Genomic DNA, 22,836 nt, shown 5'->3' on the forward strand with positions numbered 1-22,836 from the left:
CATAAAAAAACCTCAACAGGTTTTCTGTTGAGGTTTATATTTAAAATATATGTTATCTAATTTTACGCAACACAATTATCATTTATTTCTCTGATCGTACCTGCTATCTTCGTTGATACTTCTTGACCAAATAGTTGAATCATTCCTCCTGAATACACATCAGAAAAAGGTGAATTAAATAACTGGTTTAAGTCCATCACTCCATTAACAGCAAAATAATCTATTATTAAATTCATAAATTGAATTTGTTGAGTATTTAAATTTGCAAAATTTACCATCTTAGAAAATGCATTTTGTGCTTCAACTTTATCTAATCCTACCACTGAACGTATAAATTCACCTAATGGCTTATCTCCATAGACCTCTTGGAATAATGACTTAGACCCTAGACTTCCTTTCTCAAATAAGAAGCTTTCTATATAGGTTAAGTCAGCAGGAGTTATCTTGATGTTCTTTTTAATTTTATCTATCGTTAAATCAAATTGATTCTCTTTGATATATCTTTCTACCTTTTCTTTGTAAGCTTCCTTATCAAAAGAATGTGCTTCATAGATTTCAGGTGATTCATTAACAGCGATTATATTATCCTCGAAGCTTGTAGTTACTATTTTCTTCGCTTCTTCTGTTAAGAACTTTATCAAATCTCTTAGTTCAACTCTTATATGCTCTAAACCTAATACACTCATATCACTCCAATAATCATCTTGTGTAATATGATTTAAAGTATTCAACTTGGCTTTTACTTGTGGTACAGAAGTTTGCTTTTTTAATCTATTCGATATTCCTATCACTTTCTCTGTTAAATAAACTTGTCTTCTTTCTCCATTAAGATTAGCAGTCATAAAATCTAACATCATCAAATCAAATGATAATGCAGCAGTATCTTGACTTTTTTCGAAGACTAAAGGAGCTAAGTCATTTAATAACTCATACGTATCAGCTTTAGACAGGTCATACCATTTCTTCTTTTCTAGGTATTTGTCTAAAGTTTTGAGATAAGGTTTTACGACAAAGCTTGTACGCTTTTCATTGTTGATATTTGCTACTTGTTGATGAACATAAGCTAATAATTCTTCACCTAAAGCTTTTAATTCTTCGTCTTCTTGAATTAATAAAACTTGTGCAAGATTCAGTCTTATTCTGAAAATACGTTCAGCTAAAGACATCTGTTTTATAGGTTCTATTCCTTTTGGATTTTCCTCAAAAAATTCAAAATTTTGACAAAAATCTAAGATTAAGAAATCCTTTTTATGCTCACCAAATCCAAATAGATTTTCGCATAATCGAGTTCCTCTACCAATCATTTGCCAGAATTTCACCCTACTTTTTACAGGTTTTAGAAAGACTAAATTTACAATTTCAGGTACATCAATTCCTGTATCTAGCATATCTACTGAACAAGCTATTTGAGGATTTTTGTATTTAATCTTGAAATCATTTAATAAGTCGTGTCTGTATTCTACTGTATAATCAATTACTTTTAAGAATTGATCTCCATATTCAGGATAAGTAGCATTGAATCTTTGTCTTAAAAATTCTGCGTGTTTATTTTTCTTTGCAAATATGATGGTCTTCCCTAATTTATTACCACCATCTACTTTTATTCCATGCTCCATCAGGTACTCTAAAATAGCATCGGCAGTATTGGTGTTATAAATCCATTGGTCTAAAGCCGTAGATTCTATTTCATCAGGAAATTCTCCTGTGATTGGGTCTGCAAATTCTTCTTCGTATTCTTTCTGTTCTTCGGGAGATAATTCACTATATTTAATTCCTTCACGTTGAAATTTAGTCTGAACAGAAAATGACTTATAAGGTACTAAGTAACCATCTTTGATGGCTTTATCTAAATCATAGTTATACGTAGGATTTCCTACAGTTAATCCAAATAATTCGTAGGTATTTCTTTCTGAAAAATCGACAGGAGTTGCAGTTAAACCAATCTTTAACCCATCAAAATAATTAAAGATTGCTTTGTATTTGTTGTAAATAGAACGGTGAATTTCATCAAAAATAATCACATCAAAATGTCCAACTCCATAAGTGCGAGTATCTCCTGTTTTATCTTCGTCTATTAAATTGATTAACGTTTGATAGGTAGAAAACACAATTCTACTTCCTACATCTTCTTTTTCTTCTCGTAAATCTACAGAAGGAAGATTAGGCAAATAATCGTTTAAGTTGTTCTTGGCTTGAGTAACTAAAGCTGTTCTATCTGCTAAAAATAAAATCTTCTTTGCCCAATTGGCTTTTGATAATACATCTACCAAAGAAGCAGAAGTTCTTGTTTTACCTGTACCTGTTGCCATTACCAATAAAGCACCTCTGTGTCTGTCTTCAAATCTTTCGGCAACAGCTTTAATGGCTTCTATCTGATAATAACGATTGGTAATATCTTCATCAATAGGCATCTCATTTAGATTACGCTTATTGGTTCTTCTTTGGATATTAAGTTGTAACTCATCTTTGGTATAATATCCTTGAACTTCTCTTATTGGATAAAACCAATCATAAAAAGAAATTTCGTACCCATTGGTTAGGAAGATATTTGGTAATTGACCATAGGTTTTTTCTAAACATTTGGCATATAATTCTGCTTGATGTCTTCCTGAATTTAGATCTCTTGATGTTCTTTTTGCTTCTACAACGGCTAAAGGCTTTCCGTTATCTCCCCAAAGGACATAATCTGCAAAACCTTCTTCTTTGTTGTTTGGCATTCCTTCTATCCTAAACTCTTTGACATTGGCTTGAGATAAATCCCAACCCATTTCTTCTAACATATAATCAATCAGAAGTTCTCTTGTCTTTGCTTCATTAGGGTCTGAAGGTGGTAATATTTGTTGTTGAGTTTCTTTTCTGTTGGCTTCTAAAGCTTCTTGTTCCTCTTTTTGTTTTTTCTCAAGTTCTGTCTTTGCATTTAATTCTTCTTGCAGTTGTTGAATCATCTTTTTTTGCTCATTCACCTGAGAAGAAAAAGATTGTGGAATTAAATCTTCTTGAAAAAGAGGTTTGCTTACAACATCTCCACTATATAAGGTCATTAAATAATAACTAACCGAATGCAAAAGTTGCAAAACATGTAAAGCTTGGTCTTCTGTTATCTTGGTTTTACCTGTATTATGCACTGCTTTATTCCCTAATTGGCGAATAGCGTGCATCATAGACAACAGTTCTGGACTTTCTATAATTTCTATAAAGGCAGGTTCTTTCATCAAAGAATTGATGGAAGTGTCATAAGGCAAACGCAAAGTAGGCTCACTCTCGTAGATAAAGTTTACCCACGTTTCTAATGTTTTCCTCAAATATAAACCTGCAATGTCTAAATTCTCGTAGATGTATTTTTCTGCTTCTTTGGCAGATGAAATAACAAATTCGAATTCAGTAGGATAATTATAAAAATTACTCATGTTGTTTTAATTATCATTAACTGGTAAAAACCCCTCTATATCTAACAAATGTATAACTCCTCTTAGAAGGTGATTGTTTTGAAACATCAAAATATATCTTCTTGCACCTTCTTCTTCTGGTATCAGCATCTTTTTATCAACTAATTTTTTAATTTCTCTAGAAATTTGAGAAGTGTTTTTATTCGATAAAATATCTTTTAAATCATCGTTTTTGATGACTTGTAATTCTACCGTTTTTTTTAGAATTTTTGCTTCTACGTCTGTAACAAATTTTCTTTCTAAAGAATAATTAATTGCAGGAATAAGAATTTTAGATTTCAGGTAATTATAATCAGATAATTTATCTACTTTTTCTATTTCTTCTTTTAATCCTCTCAATACATATTCGCACCATTCTAAGATTCCTTCTTTTGTTCCTGTATCAGCTTTTGATAACATATCGTAGTATATGTTTCTGTTACTACAAAAAACGGCAGTTGGATTTATGATACGACCAGCATTTATGTTAAGTCCACTTTTTACAAGCATAGCATAAGTAAAAAGGCGTACTGTTCTTCCATTTCCGTTGCCAAAAGGATGTATCCAAACAAAACGATGATGCGCAATTGCTGCTTTTAACAAATCGTATTTGGTTGAATTTTCTGAATTAATAAACGAAAATAATTCTTCCATATAACTTTCTACCAAATAAGGTTCTGGTGGCAAATGGGTAGAATTATTAATTTTTAAAGAATGATTTCTATATGCTCCAGGTGTTAAATCGCCTTCACCATGAGGTGGAGGAGGTAAATTGTTAACAGCTATTTTATGCAATTCGCTAATCATTATTCTGTTGATAGGATATTCTTTTACCTTGTCTTCTATAAACTCCATTGCTTCATCAATGTTATCTATTTCTAATAATTTTGACGTTAGCGCTCTTGGAGAATCATCAATTTTGGTTTCTACATATTCAGCAATTGTTGTATTGTTTCCTTCAATCCTTGCAGATCCCATACTTTCTAACCAATGAAAAATACTTTTTAACTGAAAAAAAACAGCAGGATGTGTAGAACCACCAAGGTCTTTTTTACGTAAATGTTCTAACTCTATGATGAGGTCGGTAAGAGGCGAATCGAAATCTGGTTGAATTAGACTTAATTCGTAAGGACTAAACGTTGCTGACATGATAAAATTATTTGCACCAAATTAAACAATTATTTGCCAATAAAAAAATAATTATTTGCCAAACAACAACAACAAACACTCTACTATCAAGAGTTTATATAAAAAAAAATCGTGCAATTTTTTGCACGATTAAAATAAAACATTTGCGTATTTACGTAATTTTATTTGCTTTTTTATGTGAAGCTAAAACTTTCTTGTAACAAGGCTTGGAATAAGTTTTCTGATGCTTCAGCTTGTTTCTTCACCAATTCTTTTTGCGCTTCTATATTCTTGATTTTTTCTGCAAATTGGTTTTGGAGTTCAACTTTAATATTAGGTATGAATTCTTTATGAACTATTTTTCTGTCTAAAGTAGGAACACCTGCCCCATGAGCAAATCTATCTATTCTTAGATTATTTAATAGATATTCTAAATAAGTAATGTTATTATCATAAATTTCATAACTATATAATGTAGTATTTAAAGGCCAACAATTTTGTTCAGTTCTATGAACTTTCCCTATTGTACCTGATCTACCTGTAACAATACAAGGCTTGTTAGTTTTTGAAATTGTATGATAATCTAAAATTCCATTTGAGCCATAAACAGGTATATTACCATTTTGATTTCTATCTTGAACTGGTAAGTCATATCCCCTTTTTAACTTTAAAACTTCTTCAAAATTTATTAAATCCCAACCTTTCTCATTTTGCACAGGATCACCGAACATCTCGATAAAAATAGATTGGGCTAACTCATCATATTGCTTTAGAAGTTCTTGGTCTTTTTTGCGTAAAGCATCTGCTTTGTCTAACTTTTCTGCAATTGCTTTTTGAGTTGCTAGTGGTGGAAGGGGGATTTCAATATTTAACAAATCAGATTTAGTTAAACTTGGGATAGTAACAGCCTTATTATGTTTATAGAAATCATACTTAACACAGAAGTAATATAAATACTTATTGAAAAGCTTTTCTTGTGTTACTAATCCAAATGCAGTATCAACATTCCAAAAAGGTTTATCAACAAAAATAGGATTATTAATACTACCTTTTCTTCCTATAATTACTGTTCCACCTGGACATATAAACTCTTTTGCAAACCCCATTACTCCTCCACTACCATAGATTGGATAAACTCCATTTTCATCTACAACTTTGGATTGATTTTTACCATTATAAATCTGCAATACATCTTTCCAAAGATACTTTTCATACATATTACAATAAATTCTTTAATTCAACCATCAACTCATTTCTTTCCTTATCCAATTGCTGAATAGAAGCTATAATATCCGCAGGTTTAGCATATACCTTTTGTTCGTAGATTACTTCTTTGTATTTGTTAATACTTAATTCATACGCATTTTTTGCAATTTCTTCTTTAGATACACAAAAACTTTGTTCCGTTCTTGCTCTATCAACTTCGTTCTCTCTTGTATGGAATCTTGTAATAATATCTGGGATATCATTTTCCTTAACAGGTGCACGTTTATCATCTAAACTATACCCATCTGCTTTCATATCATAAAACCATACATTTTCTGTACCACCTGCATTGGTTTTTGTAAACACTAAGATTGCAGTAGAAACTCCCGCATAAGGTTTGAACACACCACTTGGCATAGAAATAACTGCTTCTAACGCTTGGTTTTCTACAATTTCTTTTCTAATCTTTTTATGTGCAGTAGAAGAACCAAATAATACCCCATCAGGAATAATTACAGCACAACGACCTCCAACTTTTAGTCCTTTCAGCATTAGACCAAGAAAAAGTAATTCTGTCTTCTTAGAATCGACTAACGCAATCACTTTTTCGTCTACAGCATCTTTATCTAAACTTCCTTTAAACGGAGGATTAGCTAAGATTAAAGATACTTTTTCTTCAAAGTCTGCATTAGCTTGTGATAAAGAATCTACATCTTTTAGTTGAGGGTTTTCAATCCCATGTAGAATTAAATTCATTGCTCCAATTCTAATCATCGTTGGATCAAACTCCATTCCTGTAAACATTTCATTTAAGTAATGTTTTTGTACTTCAGGTTTTAGCAATTCATCTTTGTAATTTTCTTGTAGATATTCTGCAGCACCAACCAAAAATCCACAACTTCCCGATGATGGGTCGCAAATAGTATCTTCAGGAGTTGGCTTCATCATTTCTACCATCATTTTGATGATATGTCTTGGTGTACGGAATTGTCCATTACTTCCTGCTGAAGCAATTTTGCCTAACATATACTCGTAGACATCACCTTTGGTATCTTTGTCATCCATATCCACTTTATCTAACATCTCAACCACTTGTGCTAATAAGCGAGCAGTAGGAATCATAAAGTTGGCATTCTTCATAAACTTAGAAAAGGCAGTACTTTTCCCTCCAAAGTTTTTCATAAAGTCGAAGACTCCATTCTCTTTTTGGAAAAGCTTATACATTTCTTCAGGAGAAACATTCTTGAAGTTACTCCATCTTAAGTCTTGGTTTTCGTCTGTATATATGTAGTTTGATGTATTACCTGTAATAATAGCTTGTTGTTCGGCTCTATTCTGTAACTCATCTAATTGTTTGATAAACAATAAAAAAGTGATTTGCTCAATAACAGATAAAGGATTTGATAATCCTCCACTGTGAAAAGCTAACCAAACTTGGTCTATTTTAGACTGTAATTCTTGTGTGAACATTGTAAAAGTTTGAAGGGTAAAGATAGATAAAAATGCATAGTATATGAGTGTTTGCGACTGATTAGATATTTTCTGGATTATTATGTTTTAAATGCACAACCACACGAATTTGTTGTTCTGGATGCTCGGTCGGATCTATTTGTTGTATCGCTGCGTCAAAGATTTTATTATAGTTCATCGTAAGCAATTTATAAAAGACTCTATTTTCGGTACGTGGTACAAAACCTAATTTGTAATCTTTGTAATATATAGCTACGGCTCTGGCATCGAATTTATTTTCGGTTTCTAATTCTAACCTAAGTTCTGTTCCAACTTTTAGTTTTTTGAAACATAATGCAGCTTCGTAAAATGTAAGTCCTGCAATATGAAAGTTTGCTAAATGTTCTCTTTTTGTTTTCATGATTTGAATTTTTTTAAAAGATTATTTTGCAAACTAGTTTTGATCTATGCAGCTTAATTGCATTAATAGAAATCTTTTAATTTTTCTATTCTTGATTTTAAATTTTGAACTAATTCTATTGGTTCTATTACTTTCATATTTTCGCCATACGAAAGAATTAAAGATTCTAATTCGTAATTTAACTTAACTTTAATTTGTAATCTATTCTCTGCTATTTTTTGAGAACCATGAATCGGTTTTGATTTGATGTAGGGGATGATATGATCTGACAGCTCTATCCTAACAGAAACAAGTTTATTCTCTATATTATTTGTAACCCCAATGATATCCTCAAAATACTCATCAAAATCCACCTCTGTTGGAATGTAAGTTTCCTTATTAATTTCGATCCCTTGAATTCGATCTAATGCCAAATTTTGAAGGTATTGATCCTTATGGTTCCACCCAAATAAAAACCAACGTTTATTGAATTGTTTTAAGTGATAAGGTGAAATACAGAATTCTTGTTCATTTTCTGTTTTAAATGATTGATAAACTATTTTGATTGTTTGGTTGTTTTTGATGAAATTATATAAGGGTGTTAGATGTTCTAATCCTATCAAAAATTCGCTTTCCTCGAATGAAATTAATTTTTGATTCCCTTTGTTATCTTTCACTTCATTTAATTTAGCTTCAATATTTTCTATTGCATCAATCCCAGGAATCCCTTTCATACGAGAAAGTAATTCTAACGTATTTTCTAAGGCTAGTTGTTCTTCTTGGTTTAATGGTTTATTTTGAATTGTAAAATTAGGATCTTCATAACGGTAAAATTTTTTACGGCCGTCTTTTATTCCAATGATAGGTGCTTCGTATCCTGCATCGCTTTCCATAAACTCCATATCATATAAAATTTGACGACGAGAAACAGATGTATCTTCTCCATAAAGTTCTTTTAAAACAATAGAACATTCATTGATTAAATCATCGATATAATAGTTACGAAATTGATTGCTAAAACATTTGTCTAATGTTTTGTAACGAATTAATGCATTTTTATTGACTGCCATAAACGAATACGAATAGTTGTAAATTTAATAAAATAAAAAATGCTTCGAACGGCAAAGTAATTAAAAAAGTGTGTAAAATGTTTTATTAGGTTTTGGATTATATGTTTTGTGTGTAATGGTATTATGATTTAGTTTACTTGATTAGATTGAAGAATTGATGTGATGAGGTCCTGATATGAGTTCGATGACATTACTTTTTTCTTGATAAAAAAGTAATCAAAAAATCAAGGCTACGATTTTCGACGGTCAATTTGCATCTTGTTTCATTAAAATGATTAAATGATTCGCTATCGCTCACTAATCATTTTTACATTTCATTTCGATGAATTGACACTCGTCTGCTAATCGTTATGCCGGATTTACTATTTGATTAAATTAGTGAATGGATGTGATGAGACCCTGATATGAGTTCGATGACATTACTTTTTTCTTGATAAAAAAGTAATCAAAAAATCAAGGCTACGATTTTCGACGGTCAATTTGCATCTTGTTTCATTAAAATGATTAAATGATTCGCTATCGCTCTCTAATCATTTTTACATTTCATTTCGATGAATTGACACTCGTCTGCTAATCGTTAGGCCGGGTTTACTGCTTGATTAAATTGAAGAATGGATGTGAAAAGATCCTCAAACGAGTTCAGGATGACTTTACCAGATCATATCATAAATTAATCTCTTAATCTCAAATATTATAATCCTTGAAACTTCTTCATTTTTTTAAGACTAATGATTTATAATTTGATTGAAATTTTAATAATTAGCTATTATAAGGTTTATCTTTTGGTGGAATAATAATGATAATAAAATTTAAAAATACTCTGTCAAAAATCTAATTTTTGAGGATATAATGTTATAAGATTTTTAACTAAAAATATTGCTTACACGATAATATAAAGCGGTTAATTTTATAATATTTTAAATTATATTTATTTTTTTTAAGGATTTATTAAAATAATAACACTATATTTGCAAAGTTATTATTTAAAGGTTCTGCCTTTGCAATTTCTGCACAGTTATTATTTCTTTACAGTTTTCGCTTCTTCAGCTCATTATAATTTTAATCTTATTTAAAAAATATGAAGATTATGGACGTTCGAAAATTTGTAAATATTTCTACACTATGTTCAGTTGAACAAAATTCAATGCTATTGATAACGCTTGGTTGAAAATGATATTATGAATCTTTTTACATTCATTATTTATTATCCAAAATAAACCGAACGAGAAAATAATTTAACAAAGCAAACATCATTAATTGAAATGAATTTAGATTATTCATCAATTATTCGATATAATACCGGTTTCGGTAAATACATTTTATGACATTTAACCAATTAAACATTATTCAGCCAATATTAAACGCAATTGAAACTGCTGGATACACCCAACCCTCAGAAATCCAAGAAAGAAGTATTCCCACGATCCTAAATGGCAACGACATGATAGGATGTGCACAGACAGGTACAGGAAAGACGGCTGCATTTGCAATACCAATTATCCAATTGATGCATCAAGCACCGAAGAAAACCAAAGCAATTCGCACATTGGTATTAACACCAACACGAGAATTAGCGGTACAAATCAATGAAAATTTTAATTTATATAAAGGAAATTTACGCCTTTCGAATATCGCTATTTATGGTGGAGTTCGTCAACAAGGTCAAGTTAAAGCATTGAATCGAGGAGTAGATATTTTAATTGCAACGCCAGGGCGACTAATAGACTTAATAGAACAGGGCTATGTTCGTTTAAATGAAGTTGAAATCTTGGTTTTGGATGAGGCAGATCGAATGTTAGATATGGGATTTGTGAATGATATAAAAAAACTACTAAAGTATATCCCTAAAAAACGTCAGACTTTATTTTTCTCAGCAACAATGCCGAATAAAATTAAAACTTTTGCAAAAACGATATTGAAACAACCCAAAGAAGTTATTGTATCTCCGATTTCATCTACAACGGAATCAGTGACACAAACGGTTTATATGGTTGAAAATAAAAAGAAGGAAGAATTATTAATTGAAATTTTAAGAGGTCAAAAACTTAAACGATCACTTGTTTTTACACAAACGAAACATGGTGCAGATAAATTAATGAAGACGCTGAATAAAATAGGTGTAAAAACAGGAGCTATTCATGGAAATAAATCACAAAATGCGCGTCAGAGTGCATTAGAAGATTTTAAAAGCAAACGAATCACTGTTTTAATTGCAACTGATATCGCATCGAGAGGAATTGATATAGATGATTTATCTTTTGTAGTGAACTATGAAATGCCAAATGTTCCGGAGACGTATGTACACCGTATAGGTAGAACAGGACGTGGTGGAAATTTTGGAGAAGCGGTTTCGTTTTGTTCTAGAGATGAAAAAAATGAATTGAGAGATATTCAAAAATTAATAGGGTTTAAAATTCCAATTAATCCTAACACAAGTTGTGCATTTCATTTAGGTTAATTAAAATGAGATACATAAATAAAATATTAGAAAAATTAAAAAATACAATACAATGAAAGAAGGTACAGTAAAATTCTTTGATGAAACCAAAGGTTTCGGATTTATATCAGCAGAAGATAACAAAAAAGACATATTCGTACATAATTCAGGATTAATAGATTCTATCTATGAAAATGATGTAGTGACTTATGATTTGGAACAAGGACAAAGAGGTATGAACGCCGTTAACGTTCGTATCAAAAAGTAGCTTTTTTGCAATTATTTATTTTAATCCTCTAAATTTATTAGAGGATTTTTTTTATCCTCTATTGTAAATTTATTGTTAGTATATGTATCATTATTTGCTATTTGAAACATATGAGCTTTAGATTCAAAGAAGTGCTTTATATATCTAGTTGTATTATGTATAACATTTCATGAATTAGATTTAATCAATGGATTTACAGGGACTGTATCTATTTACATTCATGGAAATATTTATCCTTATAGTAGTCATCCAATCATTGTAATTGCCTCTTATGATGGAGATGAAATGATAGTTTTTCAATTAATATATTTACTTGATTTCCAGTTTTGTAATTTAATTATGGAATATTGTTTGCAACAGTATTAACTAAACAACCAAATTATGAGCACAGAAAATTTAAGTAATCAAGATGCTATTGACAAATTAAGCGATATGATTAATGATATCGATATTTGTATGTTTTCGGCATTTCCAAATCAATTGTTTTATCCCCATACCGTACCTATGAGCCGTCAAGAAGTTGACGAATCAGGTAATATTTGGTTTCTATTTTCTTCAGAAAGTGAGTTACATCAATTTATTGAATCAAATTCTAAAGTTTCCTTAAGTTTTTCGGATGTAGGTTCGTACAAATTTCTTAGTATCAATGGAATTGCTACAATTACAAGAGATCAAGACAGAATAGCTAAATATTGGAATAAATTTGTAGAGGCTTGGTTTGATAAAGGAAAAGAGGATCCAAATATTAGAATATTAAAAGTGGTTCCAAAAGAAGCGTATTATTGGGATAATAAAACTAATAAATTAATGACTCTTTTGAAAGTTGCTACTTCAGCTATATCGGGAGAAAAAATGGATTTAGGTAAAGAAGGTAGTTTAGAAATTTAAGTTTAACTATCGTAAGCCAAAAAAAAATTATTTATATAAATAATTATAATTAAGAATTCCCATCTAATATATTAGATGGGAATTTTAAATAGGTTTAGGTTAATTATCAATTGATGATAATTTGTTTACTCTAAATTTAATGAATTATTATAGTTATATTTTAATTTTTAACACCAAGATTTTTATTATCTTTTGATTTAATTAATTCCTCTTATCCTTTCGACTGGCAGGTACTGCTAATACATTCATCATTTGACGTAAGCGAGAGCGTACACGTTCGGTGTAATACTTTTCGATTTCGGAAGCTGATAGGTTAGTGGTGATGTGGGTTTTGATGTTGAGGTTCATGAATAGATCGTAACGGCTAAGAATGATTTCTGCCATTACATTGCATTCGTTGCCGAAATATTTGATGTTGTTTTCTGTTCCTAGATCATCAAAGCAAATGTTTTTCATTGGGAAATCGAAAGGAATTCCTTTGCTGTACTTGTTAATAGTTTGATATCCGTCTCGGATAAATTCAAATGAAATATCTCTACATGTTGTGTAATAGAATTTTTGTTCTTTGACCATAATCGTTTGCATTAAACGGAACCACGTTGTTTTTCCGATTCCGATTGGTCCAGTTAGTAAAATTCCTTTGTCTAGGTCTATTGCTAACTCCTTGCATTTTTCTTTGTCGTTTAGGAAATAAGCAGCTAAACGGACAATATATGGGAAATCCTCTTTTTGAAAAGTGTAATTTGGGTGAATATGTTTACGTCCCTGTTGTTCCAGGTGAAATAAAAGTTTTTGATAATTGATCATAGCATTACAATTTGGTTATAAAGGTTCGTCGTATCGTTTGTTGATGGATGTGTCTAATGGTTTTTGAGTTGTAAATTTTGAATGTGTAGTGTATTGGGAAGCATTAATCATCCAATTATTCGCAGCTGCTTTCAACATTTTTAATTTTTGTTCGTATTCCGTAAAGGAGCAGTTGAAATAGTAGTTGAATCCTTTTTGAATTTCATAGTAAGTAAATTCCGTATCTGCTGTAAAAGCATATAGTGTTTGGTTTTTTTGCAAGCATTCTTTGTAAATTAACTTGAGTTTTTGAATGGGAATATGATAAAACTTTTTCCAGTTTCCCTTTAATTCTTGACTTTTGACTTGGATCGAAACACAGTAATAAGTAAATTCATTTTGTTTGTGTCGGTGGATAAAACCTGCAAGATGATGGTAACCGTCTGATAAACCTGAAATATCAATAAGAAAAGGAAAATATTGGTTTTGATTATAGTTGATTTGTCTGTTGTTTTTTAATAGTTCGCAAATTGCTTTTATGTCAACATTAAAATCTATGGATAGGGTTGGGGGACCAGGACATTCGCAGACATCATTGAAGTAAAAGATTAATTGCGGAATAAACAACAGTTGTGATTGATAATCTTGTATCGCAAACAAATTGATTTTTTGAATAAAACCAAATGCATATTCTATCATTTGCATATACTGTTTGTTTAGGATATCTTGTTTTGCCTCGACTTGTGGTTCAATTTTTTTGATTACATCCCCATATCGATGAATAAAAAAGTTCAGGTACTTGATATATTCTTCATATACTTCAATTTTCATAGGCTTAAAAATTAAAATTGAAAATGCTTGTAGTAAAGATGTATTTGTCTAATATACAATAAATTATAATGAAAACAAAAAATCCCCTCCAAAAAGCAGAGGGGAAGTGATTAAGGTACAGTGATTTGACCTAAATAAACAGACGGTGCAGCGTCTTGTTTTATGACGGATAAAAAACTCATCCATACATGTATATCTGTTCCTTGATATTTTGGTAAAAATTGTAGTACATAGGATTCTTCGGAGCGTTTTACGGTTGTTTGTACAACCGTTGATTGTGCTTTTGTATTACCATCTTCTGCATACAATATAACCAAGGTGTCATTTTGATCTACAAGTTCTGTTGCATTATTGGTCCATGTAATCGTTGCCGATAGTGGATCGTCTGCTGTAATATTTACAGGTTGTGGTTCAAGTAAATTACCTTTTGTGAATTGAATGTTGTTGTACTGAATAGAAAAAGTTAACGTATCCATATCACATGAAATGGCTTGTAATAAATTTGCCATCGCTTGATTGTAAGGTGATTTTAGTCCAGACCTTTTTCCGTAATAGGTTTTAGCCAATGCTTTATACCCTTGTATAAACTGCACAGCAAAATTGAACCTGTTTTTTATAACTTGTTGTTTTGGCGTTGGTATACGATTTGATTTTCGTGGTCGCATACGAGATATTTCATGCCCTTCGATATTCGAAACAACAATTCGTCCAGTACGACCTCGCGTACCAGACAAAAGAGAATCTGTAATTTTTCCCATTTTTAATAGATTTTAAATTAAACTTTATTTGACTTGGTTCAGCAACAATTCGAATGTAGACTGAATAGCTTTAAGTAATTGAAACCTGACGAGCCGTGAACGAAATTGGTGGATGATGAAGGGGAATGATTGATTTTAGATGTGAGAATTGAGATTTTAGATTTGTGAAATGTATTATGTATTATGTATTATGTAAAATGTAGATGTTAGATATGAGATATGAGATATGAGATTTGAGAAGTGAGATTTTAGAGTTGTAAATGTATTAAGTACAAAGTAGATGTTAGATATTAGTATTGAGAGGGTTGTTGTACAATGTATTATGTAAAAAGTAATAAGTATTTGAGATGTAATCTGTCAAACTTAATTCATTTCAGTTTCTCACCCAATGGATTGAAGCTCGTTTGCAAATCGTCTGTCGATTCTAAAATTCGTTGTTAAAAGAGAATTTGAATATTGAAAAAAGAGTTAAAAAACCGACGATTTAGAATCGAAATGCAATTCAAGTTTAAATTATTGGAATAGAAAAAGTTGGAGTATCTGAGTGGAGCGAGTTGCCAACTTTATGGAAATAATTTATTTAAAATACCTGAGCCATACCATGGCTCCTCCTCTTAATCTCAAATGTTGTTAAAATTGAATTTGAGTATTGAAAAAGGATAAAAATCCGTAAAACGTTAAGCGTAGAGCGCAAAGCTTAATAAAACCTATGTTTCTATTGTGGTTAGAGAAATTAAGTGTTAAAAAGTGTTAAAATCCTGTATCGGTGTATATCCAAAATGACACTTTTCTGTATCGGTTGTGTATCCGCGCTGTATCCATTCTGTATCCATTGTGTATCCGTTCCGTATGGTTTGTTCGGTGTTCGTATATCGATGTTAAGTTGTAAAATGTATTATGTATTATGTATTATGTATTTTGGTTTAAGAAATAGGATCTGAACATAATTTAGGATAATAAGAAAATAATTAATAGTTCTTTATTACGTTCTTTTTATTGATGACTTATTATTGTATTCATTTGAATTCATGTGCCCATTGGGGAAGTCTTGATCAAAAAGTAATCAAAAGTTATTCATATGATTTATTATTATTTTTAAGGTATTCATGAATGCAAAGCATTACAAGACTGCGATTTTCAACGTTCAATCTTCATTTTACTCCTTAAAAATATAAATGACTCGCTATCGCTCACAAATCTTTTATACGCTCGTTTAAATGGGTTGAAGCTAGTCTGAAAATTGTATGTGTTTCTTGAAATTTGTTGATATAAGTGAATTCGTGTATTAATAACAAAAAACGTACAAGGTTAACCATTAACCGTAAAAAAACCAAAACCTAACAGATTACTCTATTTGGGTTTGTCAGCGGAGATAGAGTGATTATTTCATATTCCCTAGAAAAGAAAGTAATTCTAAGAAAACTCTAGATACTTCGCATCTATTATTTTTTGTTTTCCTTTCAGTTTTATGAAAATGAAATTTTCAACAACTTCAGAAAAACAAAAAAAACCAACAGATTAATCTATTGGTTTTATTAGCGGAGAGTGAGGGATTCGAACCCCCGGAGGTGTGACCCTCAACAGTTTTCAAGACTGCCGCATTCGACCACTCTGCCAACTCTCCAATAACGCAGTCTACTGCGGTATTGCGAGTGCAAATATAGAACGCTTTTTCGTTTTTCCAAATTCTAAAAACAATTATTTTTAAAATAATTTTTAACAAAATGATTCTCAATAGAATATTTTTATTGTTTTTTTTGAAAAGAGTCGTTTATATCTTTGTTGTAATTAATTTTAGTCATGATTAGAAGAATTGAAGAAGTAGATTTTCCGAGATTGAGAGATATTTGGGTAAGTTCGGTTAGTAACACACACCATTTTTTAGCAAAAGAAGATTTTGAATATTATAAAGAAAATTTACCTAATTATTTTCCGCATGTAGCCTTATTTGGTTACGAAATCGGAAATCAATTGGTAGGATTTGTAGGTGTTGCAGAGCAAAATCTTGAAATGTTATTTATTCACAATGATTTTCGAAGAAAGGGAGTAGGGAAGACTTTGTTGGATTTTTCTATTCAAGAATTGAATGTGAAATCGGTTGATGTGAATGAACAAAATCAGCAAGCGATTGATTTTTATTTAAGCCAAGGTTTTAAGGTTACTTCTCGTTCTGAAAAAGATAACGAGGGAAAAGCTTATCCTATTTTGCGTTTGAGTTTATAATTTCGGGAGAGTAGCTTAACTTTGCAAATCATTTTTTAGCCATGCCTTTATCAACAGAATTATCATCAACTCAAAAAAATCGCATTCGTTTAGCTGTTTCGCTTTTCTTTTTTTCGCAAGGTTTAGCCTTTTCTTCATGGGCAAGTCGTATTCCGACAATCAAATCAGATTTAGGAATTTCAGAAGGACAATTAGGAACTTTGTTGCTATTAATGCCGATTGGTCAATTATGTACAATGGCACTTTCAGGAAAATTAGTAGCGAAATTTGGAAGTAAAAATGTCTTGCGAATTGTTGTTTTAATTTATCCTTTAATACTGTGTTGTATTGGTTTGGCTCAAAATTTTTATCAATTAGGTGCTGTATTATTTTTCTTTGGAGTAATAGGAAACATGTGCAATATTTCGGTGAATACGCAAGGCGTTGAGGTTGAGAAAATATATGGAAAATCAATTATGTCATCTTTTCATGGTGCGTGGAGTATAGCTGGTTTTACAGGTGCTTTGATTGGATTATTGATGATGAATTTGCATGTGAATACATTTTATCATTTTGTGATTATTTATGGCTTAATCATTTTGAGTTGGTTCATTAATAAAAAATATTTAGTCGATTCAACGCCAGCTCCAACAAAGGAAAAGAAATCTATTTTTTCTAAACCAGATACAGTTTTGGTTCAATTGGGAATTATTGGGTTTTTGAGTATGGCAACAGAAGGTGCGATGTTCGATTGGAGTGGTGTTTATTTTCAAGATATTGTAAAAGCGCCGCAGAATTTGGTTGTCGTTGGTTATGCATCGTTTATGGTGATGATGGCGACAGGACGTTTTGTTGGTGATTATTTTATCAGTAAATATGGTAAACAACGCGTGATGCAAATTAGTGGCATTTTGATGTTTTCTGGTTTGATGCTTTCGGTATTTTTTCCTCAATTTATTGTGTGTACAATTGCATTTATGATGGTTGGATTGGGCGTTGCGTGTAATGTGCCAACGGTTTATAGTGTAGCAGGTAAAAACAAAAATGTTAACCCAGGTGTTGCATTGGCAATGGTTTCTAGTATATCTTTTTTAGGATTTTTGATGGGACCACCGCTGATTGGTTATATTGCAGAAGCTTTTGATTTGAGATACTCTTATGCTTTATTTGCTTGCTTTGGATTGATTATGGTTTTTATGGTTGGCAGAATGAAAATTTTTAAAACAGAGTAATAAAATAATGAAAAACTTGTAAAAAGCAAACATAATTATAAATTTGTTTTTTATTAAATGAAGTAAAACTATGTTTCGATTTTTAGTCAATAACAAGTTTTTTAATATACTACTTTCAATTTCTTACATCCTCGCAATTATTGCATTGTTAGTGATGTTTGGATTTGGATTTCCGGTTGTTTATAAACTTTATATCAATATATTTTTTATAATACTTTTGTCAATCGGAATTCTGAGAACTATTCTCAAATATATCTACTTTAAAGAAAAAATTATTCCGAGAGTCATCATTTTTGATATTTTAAGTATTTTGTTTATTCTTTATTGTATTAAAATTCAAGTCACCGATTATAGTTGGTTTTTTGTTAGTAAATATTTGCAATTTGCGATTGTACTAAAATTAATTCGAGAAATTGCTACGCCTAATTTTACATTCAAACGATCAGTTATTACGCCGCCGCAACTATTTATTTTCAGTTTTTTCATTTTAGTTTTTGGCGGAGCGTGTTTATTGATGTTACCAAAAGCAACTTATCATCCAATTTCTTTTCTAGATGCATTGTTCACGTCTACAAGCGCCGTTTGTGTAACGGGTTTAACGTCTGTTGATACCTATGTCACGTACACGCCAGTTGGTCATTTTATTTTGATGTTACTCATTCAAGCAGGAGGTTTAGGAATTTTGACTTTTGCCGGATATATTGCTTATTTTTTCAAAGGAAATAGCTCTTATGAGAATCAAATTGCCTTGGGAAGTATTGCTAATAATGATTCTTTGAGTGAAGTTTTTTCGTTTGTAAAAAAGATTATTTATTTAACTTTTGGAATCGAATTAGTAGGTGCGGCTTTAATTTATATTTCGATTGCACCATATAATATTAGTATTGTAGACAAATTATTTTTCAGTATTTTTCATTCAGTTTCGGCTTTTTGTAATGCAGGTTTTTCTACATTGCCAAATGGATTAATGAACAAAGGTTTTGTTCACAATTATGGATTTCAATCTGTTCTAATCACATTGATATTCTTAGGAGGAATAGGTTTTCCTATCTTGATTAATATTCTACGTTATACAGATTATTTAATCAGAAAATTAATTTCAAAAATTCTCCATAATAAAAATAATCGTAAGAATTGGGTTTTTACATTAAGTTCTAAAGTTAATTTAATCACCTCATTAACAATACTAATTATTTCTACAATCATATTATTCTTCGAAGAATATTATTCTACATTAGGACAACATCAAGGTTTCGAAAAGTTTATTTCAGCTTTATTTATCGCCATAACGCCTCGTACAGCAGGTTTTAATAATATAGATTTTTCTCACTTACAATTCTCTTCCATACTTTTGGTTATTTTGTTAATGTGGATTGGTGCTTCACCAGCATCAACAGGAGGAGGAATTAAAACGAGTACTTTTGCAATTGCAATTCTTAATTTTATTAATATTGCACGCGGAAAAAATAAAATCGAAATTTACAAAAGAGAATTAAGCCCTATCAATGTACAAAAAGCTTTTGCTACAATGACCTTATCTTTTTTAGTCATTGGAATAGGAATATTTTTAATAACAAAATTTGATAATCATTTACATCTTATTGATGTTGCATTCGAAGCTTTTTCAGCTTATTCTACTGTTGGTTTATCATTAAATTTAACACCTACATTATCAGATCCAAGTAAAATTGTTGTCATTACAATGATGTTTATTGGTCGTGTTTCAATGATTACAATTTTGATGGCTTTTTTTAAGAAAACTGTTTCATCTAATTATCGTTATCCATCAGATGATATTTTAATTTAAAAGAAAATTATGAAAATAATAATTATAGGTTTAGGAAATTTCGGCGCGGCGCTTGGTAAGAAAATGGTAAAGCTTGGTCACGAAATTATCGGTGTTGACAATAATATTCAACGTGTTGAAGCTTTGAAAGATAAGTTATCCTATACCATTTGTTTAGATGCAACAGATGAATTATCAATTAATAAATTACCACTAAATAATACAGATATTGTAATTGTAAGTATTGGGGAAAATGAAGGTGCCAATATTATGGCTACTGCTATTTTTAAAAATAAAAATGTAAAACGTTTGATTAGTCGTTCTATCAATTCTTTACACGAAAATGTTTTGCAAGCAATTGGAGTTACAGAAATTATTCGACCCGAAGCTGAATCTGCAGAACGTTGGACAAAAAAACTAAATGTGAAAGGAGTTGTAGATTCTTTTGAATTAAACAAAGAGTTTAGCATTATAGAGGTTGTAACACCAAATGAATTGGTTGGAAAAACATTTGATGAAATCCAATTCAAAAAGCAACATAATATTTTGGTAATGACAATTATTAAAAACAAAGAAGAAGCTAGTTTTTTAGGTCAATATAAAATTGTTCCAGAAGTACAAGGTTTTCCTACATCAAATACAGTAATTACAAAAGATGATGTATTGGTAATCTATGGAGCAAATCAAGAAATTTATAAATTCTTAAAGAAATTTAATATTCAATAATCTTATTCTTAAACTCTAATACATGTGGTTTATGGAATTTTAAGTAAAAAAGAATTCCAACAAAATAACAGACAACATCTAATATATCTGCTGTGTAATTAGAAGAAAATTTTGGCATAATTACTTCTAATAAAAGACTCAAAACGCAAGCTGTTATAATTAAATAACTTGTTGGATAAATGTAAACTTGATTGTTGTATTTAATCTTCGAAATGATATAACTTCCTAAGTGCGTCATAGCAGGTACCGCAAAAATATCAGTTAAATAATGGTTGAGATACTCAATTTCTATGGAATAAATTCGGGTAAGTTTGATAAAAATCCAACTCAGAATATAGAAACTAAAATAAGTATCAAACAATTTCATTTTTTAGACAACAACAAGTATTATTAACACACAAAAAGCCCCAAGAATCATCAAAAATAGGAAGAAAGCATCGTCTATTAATTTTTGAGAGGCACTTCGTTTATCTTTTTTTTCTTTCATATGCTAACTTTGTGACAAAAGTATTTAATTCATCTCGAATTGCATAAGATGAATGTCATTGTAAAGTTTTTAAAATTGGATAGATTGAATCTTTAAAATATTTTCATAACTTTAAAACAGTAAATGATTGATAATGAAAATACTTTTATTCTTTCTTTTTCCAATTGCTCTTTTTGCGCAAGAAGTTGCTCAGAATGATAATTTAAAAAATAAATTGTTGATGAATTTTGCTCAACAATCTGGCTATTTTGATTTTAAGTATTCGCAAGATTTATCGCTTGAAAAGAATAATGAATTGATGGAAGATTATTTTAAAAATTATTCAAATAAACAACAAGATGTTTCTCCTTTAAAGCCAGTTGAGAAAAGAATTCCTTATGAATATGATGATTCAAAAACATACGGACAAAACTTAATAAGAAGTGTTGTGCATGAGATATTTTTTAGTAAACCACTGAAATTAGGGAAATAAAAAAAGCCCAATCCTTAGATTGAGCTTTAAAATACTATAAAAATATATAAAAATTCTGAGCTTAGAATTTTATATCCTCTGTTGTTGCGATTAAATCTTGAATTGTTTCGCGACGACGAATTAAATAATCCTTATCGTCAATTAACAAGACCTCCGCAGGTTTGAAACGCGAATTGTAGTTCGAAGCCATCGAGAAACAATATGCTCCAGCATTGTGGAAACACAACACATCTCCTTCGCTAATTTCATTTATTTTACGATTCGATCCAAACGTATCTGTTTCACAAATATATCCCACAACTGTGTAATAACGGCTACGACCTTCTGGATTCGAAATATTTTCAATTTCGTGATGAGCACTATAAAACATCGGACGAATTAAATGGTTGAAACCTGTATCAATTCCAGCAAAAACAGTAGAAGTTGTTTGTTTCACAACATTTACAGTTGCTAAGAAAGATCCTGCTTCAGAAACCATATATTTTCCTGGCTCGAACATTAATGTCAAAGGTTTTCCGTACGCTTTTTCGAACTCGTTGAAACGAGCTGATAAACGTTCTCCTAAATATTCAATATCTGTTTCGTCTGCGCCTGGATAGTAAGGAACTTTAAATCCTGATCCAAAATCGATATAAGATAAATTCTTGAATTCTGCTGCAACTTCAAATAAAATTTCAGCACCTTGTAAGAAAACATCAATATCTAAAATATCAGAACCTGTATGCATGTGAACACCATCCAAATGTAAACCTGTATTTTCTACAACACGTTTGATATGTGGTAATTGGTGAATAGAAATTCCGAATTTTGAATCAATATGTCCAACCGAAATATTTGCATTTCCACCTGCCATAATATGTGGATTAATACGCACACAAACTGGATATTTAGGAAAATCTTGACCAAATGTTTCTAAAACAGAAAGGTTATCGATATTGATGCGAATACCTAAATCAATTGCTTTTTTAATTTCAGCATACGAAACACCATTTGGCGTATAAATGATTTCTTTAGGCTTGAAACCCGCCATTAATCCCAATTCTACTTCTTGAATAGAAACTGTATCCAATCCTGAACCAAGTGATTTGAAATACTTTAAAAGATTAAGATTCGTGTTCGCCTTACATGCATAATTTAACTTTAAACGTTTGACTGTAGAAAATGCATTTGTCATCTTTTCATATTGCGATTTAATTTTGTTCGCATCATACACATACAGCGGCGCACCATATTTTTGCACCAATTCCAATAGACGTTCTCTATTCAGTTCCATTTTGTTTATTTT

Annotated in this window: 19 protein-coding genes and 1 tRNA gene; 8 read left to right on the forward strand and 12 right to left on the reverse strand. The window is 30.6% G+C overall.

Annotated elements, in window-relative coordinates:
• Positions 1-62: 62 nt before the first annotated feature.
• From ACTS9J_RS05045 to ACTS9J_RS05070, 6 genes are all read right to left on the reverse strand, one after another.
• Positions 63-3,407, reverse strand: a complete 3,345-nt coding sequence (locus ACTS9J_RS05045; protein WP_448352957.1) for a DEAD/DEAH box helicase family protein — start codon at positions 3,405-3,407, stop codon at positions 63-65.
• 6 nt (positions 3,408-3,413) lie between these two features.
• Positions 3,414-4,574, reverse strand: coding sequence for a Fic family protein (locus ACTS9J_RS05050; RefSeq protein WP_230466809.1), 1,161 nt, complete (start codon positions 4,572-4,574; stop codon positions 3,414-3,416).
• A 173-nt stretch (positions 4,575-4,747) separates the two neighbouring features.
• On the reverse strand, positions 4,748-5,770 hold the full coding sequence (locus ACTS9J_RS05055) for a restriction endonuclease subunit S (protein WP_286495402.1): 1,023 nt from the start codon (positions 5,768-5,770) through the stop codon (positions 4,748-4,750).
• 1 nt (position 5,771) lies between these two features.
• Positions 5,772-7,229 (reverse strand): type I restriction-modification system subunit M, encoded by a 1,458-nt coding sequence (locus ACTS9J_RS05060; protein WP_448352958.1) that lies wholly within the window; start codon positions 7,227-7,229, stop codon positions 5,772-5,774.
• 61 nt (positions 7,230-7,290) lie between these two features.
• Complete coding sequence (locus tag ACTS9J_RS05065) at positions 7,291-7,629, reverse strand: HIRAN domain-containing protein (protein WP_121935438.1); 339 nt, start codon at positions 7,627-7,629, stop codon at positions 7,291-7,293.
• Positions 7,630-7,691: 62 nt separating this feature from the next.
• Positions 7,692-8,678, reverse strand: a complete 987-nt coding sequence (locus ACTS9J_RS05070; protein ID WP_291078562.1) for a helix-turn-helix transcriptional regulator — start codon at positions 8,676-8,678, stop codon at positions 7,692-7,694.
• 1,321 nt (positions 8,679-9,999) lie between these two features.
• Between ACTS9J_RS05070 and ACTS9J_RS05075 the strand changes: the two genes are divergently transcribed.
• The 3 genes from ACTS9J_RS05075 (at position 10,000) to ACTS9J_RS05085 (ending at position 12,271) form a co-directional block, all read left to right on the forward strand.
• Positions 10,000-11,136, forward strand: a complete 1,137-nt coding sequence (locus ACTS9J_RS05075; protein ID WP_230475410.1) for a DEAD/DEAH box helicase — start codon at positions 10,000-10,002, stop codon at positions 11,134-11,136.
• Between the two features lie 52 nt (positions 11,137-11,188).
• Positions 11,189-11,383, forward strand: coding sequence for a cold-shock protein (locus ACTS9J_RS05080; protein WP_230475411.1), 195 nt, complete (start codon positions 11,189-11,191; stop codon positions 11,381-11,383).
• Positions 11,384-11,764: 381 nt separating this feature from the next.
• Positions 11,765-12,271 (forward strand): pyridoxamine 5'-phosphate oxidase family protein, encoded by a 507-nt coding sequence (locus tag ACTS9J_RS05085; protein ID WP_312150265.1) that lies wholly within the window; start codon positions 11,765-11,767, stop codon positions 12,269-12,271.
• Positions 12,272-12,472: 201 nt separating this feature from the next.
• Here ACTS9J_RS05085 and ACTS9J_RS05090 read toward each other — a convergent pair whose 3' ends face one another.
• The 4 genes from ACTS9J_RS05090 to ACTS9J_RS05105 form a co-directional block, all read right to left on the reverse strand.
• Positions 12,473-13,078, reverse strand: a complete 606-nt coding sequence (locus ACTS9J_RS05090; RefSeq protein ID WP_448352959.1) for an ATPase — start codon at positions 13,076-13,078, stop codon at positions 12,473-12,475.
• 15 nt (positions 13,079-13,093) lie between these two features.
• The gene (locus tag ACTS9J_RS05095) at positions 13,094-13,888 is read right to left on the reverse strand and encodes a hypothetical protein (protein WP_448352960.1); all 795 of its coding nucleotides are present in this window, start codon (positions 13,886-13,888) and stop codon (positions 13,094-13,096) included.
• A gap of 110 nt (positions 13,889-13,998) precedes the next feature.
• Positions 13,999-14,646 (reverse strand): DUF6266 family protein, encoded by a 648-nt coding sequence (locus ACTS9J_RS05100; RefSeq protein WP_448352961.1) that lies wholly within the window; start codon positions 14,644-14,646, stop codon positions 13,999-14,001.
• Positions 14,647-16,185: 1,539 nt separating this feature from the next.
• Positions 16,186-16,270, reverse strand: a tRNA-Ser gene (locus ACTS9J_RS05105).
• 176 nt (positions 16,271-16,446) lie between these two features.
• Between ACTS9J_RS05105 and ACTS9J_RS05110 the strand changes: the two genes are divergently transcribed.
• From ACTS9J_RS05110 to ACTS9J_RS05125, 4 genes are all read left to right on the forward strand, one after another.
• Entirely contained in the window at positions 16,447-16,869 is a 423-nt protein-coding gene (locus tag ACTS9J_RS05110) for a GNAT family N-acetyltransferase (protein WP_448352962.1), read from the forward strand.
• A gap of 41 nt (positions 16,870-16,910) precedes the next feature.
• Complete coding sequence (locus tag ACTS9J_RS05115; RefSeq protein WP_448352963.1) at positions 16,911-18,080, forward strand: MFS transporter; 1,170 nt, start codon at positions 16,911-16,913, stop codon at positions 18,078-18,080.
• A 376-nt stretch (positions 18,081-18,456) separates the two neighbouring features.
• Complete coding sequence (locus tag ACTS9J_RS05120) at positions 18,457-19,887, forward strand: TrkH family potassium uptake protein (protein WP_448352964.1); 1,431 nt, start codon at positions 18,457-18,459, stop codon at positions 19,885-19,887.
• 9 nt (positions 19,888-19,896) lie between these two features.
• Positions 19,897-20,592 carry a potassium channel family protein gene (locus tag ACTS9J_RS05125; RefSeq protein ID WP_135836030.1) on the forward strand — a complete coding sequence of 232 codons (696 nt, stop codon included), beginning with the start codon at positions 19,897-19,899 and terminating at the stop codon, positions 20,590-20,592.
• Here ACTS9J_RS05125 and ACTS9J_RS05130 read toward each other — a convergent pair.
• Positions 20,579-20,959: a hypothetical protein gene (locus ACTS9J_RS05130; RefSeq protein ID WP_221856335.1), complete on the reverse strand. Its 381-nt coding sequence runs from the start codon at positions 20,957-20,959 to the stop codon at positions 20,579-20,581. The genes ACTS9J_RS05125 and ACTS9J_RS05130 overlap by 14 nt on opposite strands.
• 253 nt (positions 20,960-21,212) lie before the next feature.
• Between ACTS9J_RS05130 and ACTS9J_RS05135 the strand changes: the two genes are divergently transcribed.
• The gene (locus ACTS9J_RS05135; protein ID WP_291062817.1) at positions 21,213-21,551 is read left to right on the forward strand and encodes a hypothetical protein; all 339 of its coding nucleotides are present in this window, start codon (positions 21,213-21,215) and stop codon (positions 21,549-21,551) included.
• A 61-nt stretch (positions 21,552-21,612) separates the two neighbouring features.
• Here ACTS9J_RS05135 and lysA read toward each other — a convergent pair whose 3' ends face one another.
• Complete coding sequence (lysA, locus tag ACTS9J_RS05140) at positions 21,613-22,824, reverse strand: diaminopimelate decarboxylase (RefSeq protein WP_448352965.1); 1,212 nt, start codon at positions 22,822-22,824, stop codon at positions 21,613-21,615.
• Positions 22,825-22,836: the final 12 nt, after the last annotated feature.

The sequence above is a fragment of the Empedobacter sp. ULE_I140 genome, assembly GCF_053482575.1.

Bases quoted from the DNA above. Each gene is read 5' to 3' on its own strand.
- ACTS9J_RS05045 (WP_448352957.1), bottom strand. From the start codon at position 3,407: ATGAGTAATTTTTATAATTATCCTACTGAATTCGAATTTGTTATTTCA.
- ACTS9J_RS05050 (WP_230466809.1), bottom strand. From the start codon at position 4,574: ATGTCAGCAACGTTTAGTCCTTACGAATTAAGTCTAATTCAACCAGAT.
- ACTS9J_RS05055 (WP_286495402.1), bottom strand. From the start codon at position 5,770: ATGTATGAAAAGTATCTTTGGAAAGATGTATTGCAGATTTATAATGGT.
- ACTS9J_RS05060 (WP_448352958.1), bottom strand. From the start codon at position 7,229: ATGTTCACACAAGAATTACAGTCTAAAATAGACCAAGTTTGGTTAGCT.
- ACTS9J_RS05065 (WP_121935438.1), bottom strand. From the start codon at position 7,629: ATGAAAACAAAAAGAGAACATTTAGCAAACTTTCATATTGCAGGACTT.
- ACTS9J_RS05070 (WP_291078562.1), bottom strand. From the start codon at position 8,678: ATGGCAGTCAATAAAAATGCATTAATTCGTTACAAAACATTAGACAAA.
- ACTS9J_RS05075 (WP_230475410.1), top strand. From the start codon at position 10,000: ATGACATTTAACCAATTAAACATTATTCAGCCAATATTAAACGCAATT.
- ACTS9J_RS05080 (WP_230475411.1), top strand. From the start codon at position 11,189: ATGAAAGAAGGTACAGTAAAATTCTTTGATGAAACCAAAGGTTTCGGA.
- ACTS9J_RS05085 (WP_312150265.1), top strand. From the start codon at position 11,765: ATGAGCACAGAAAATTTAAGTAATCAAGATGCTATTGACAAATTAAGC.
- ACTS9J_RS05090 (WP_448352959.1), bottom strand. From the start codon at position 13,078: ATGATCAATTATCAAAAACTTTTATTTCACCTGGAACAACAGGGACGT.
- ACTS9J_RS05095 (WP_448352960.1), bottom strand. From the start codon at position 13,888: ATGAAAATTGAAGTATATGAAGAATATATCAAGTACCTGAACTTTTTT.
- ACTS9J_RS05100 (WP_448352961.1), bottom strand. From the start codon at position 14,646: ATGGGAAAAATTACAGATTCTCTTTTGTCTGGTACGCGAGGTCGTACT.
- ACTS9J_RS05110 (WP_448352962.1), top strand. From the start codon at position 16,447: ATGATTAGAAGAATTGAAGAAGTAGATTTTCCGAGATTGAGAGATATT.
- ACTS9J_RS05115 (WP_448352963.1), top strand. From the start codon at position 16,911: ATGCCTTTATCAACAGAATTATCATCAACTCAAAAAAATCGCATTCGT.
- ACTS9J_RS05125 (WP_135836030.1), top strand. From the start codon at position 19,897: ATGAAAATAATAATTATAGGTTTAGGAAATTTCGGCGCGGCGCTTGGT.
- ACTS9J_RS05130 (WP_221856335.1), bottom strand. From the start codon at position 20,959: ATGAAATTGTTTGATACTTATTTTAGTTTCTATATTCTGAGTTGGATT.
- ACTS9J_RS05135 (WP_291062817.1), top strand. From the start codon at position 21,213: ATGAAAATACTTTTATTCTTTCTTTTTCCAATTGCTCTTTTTGCGCAA.
- lysA (WP_448352965.1), bottom strand. From the start codon at position 22,824: ATGGAACTGAATAGAGAACGTCTATTGGAATTGGTGCAAAAATATGGT.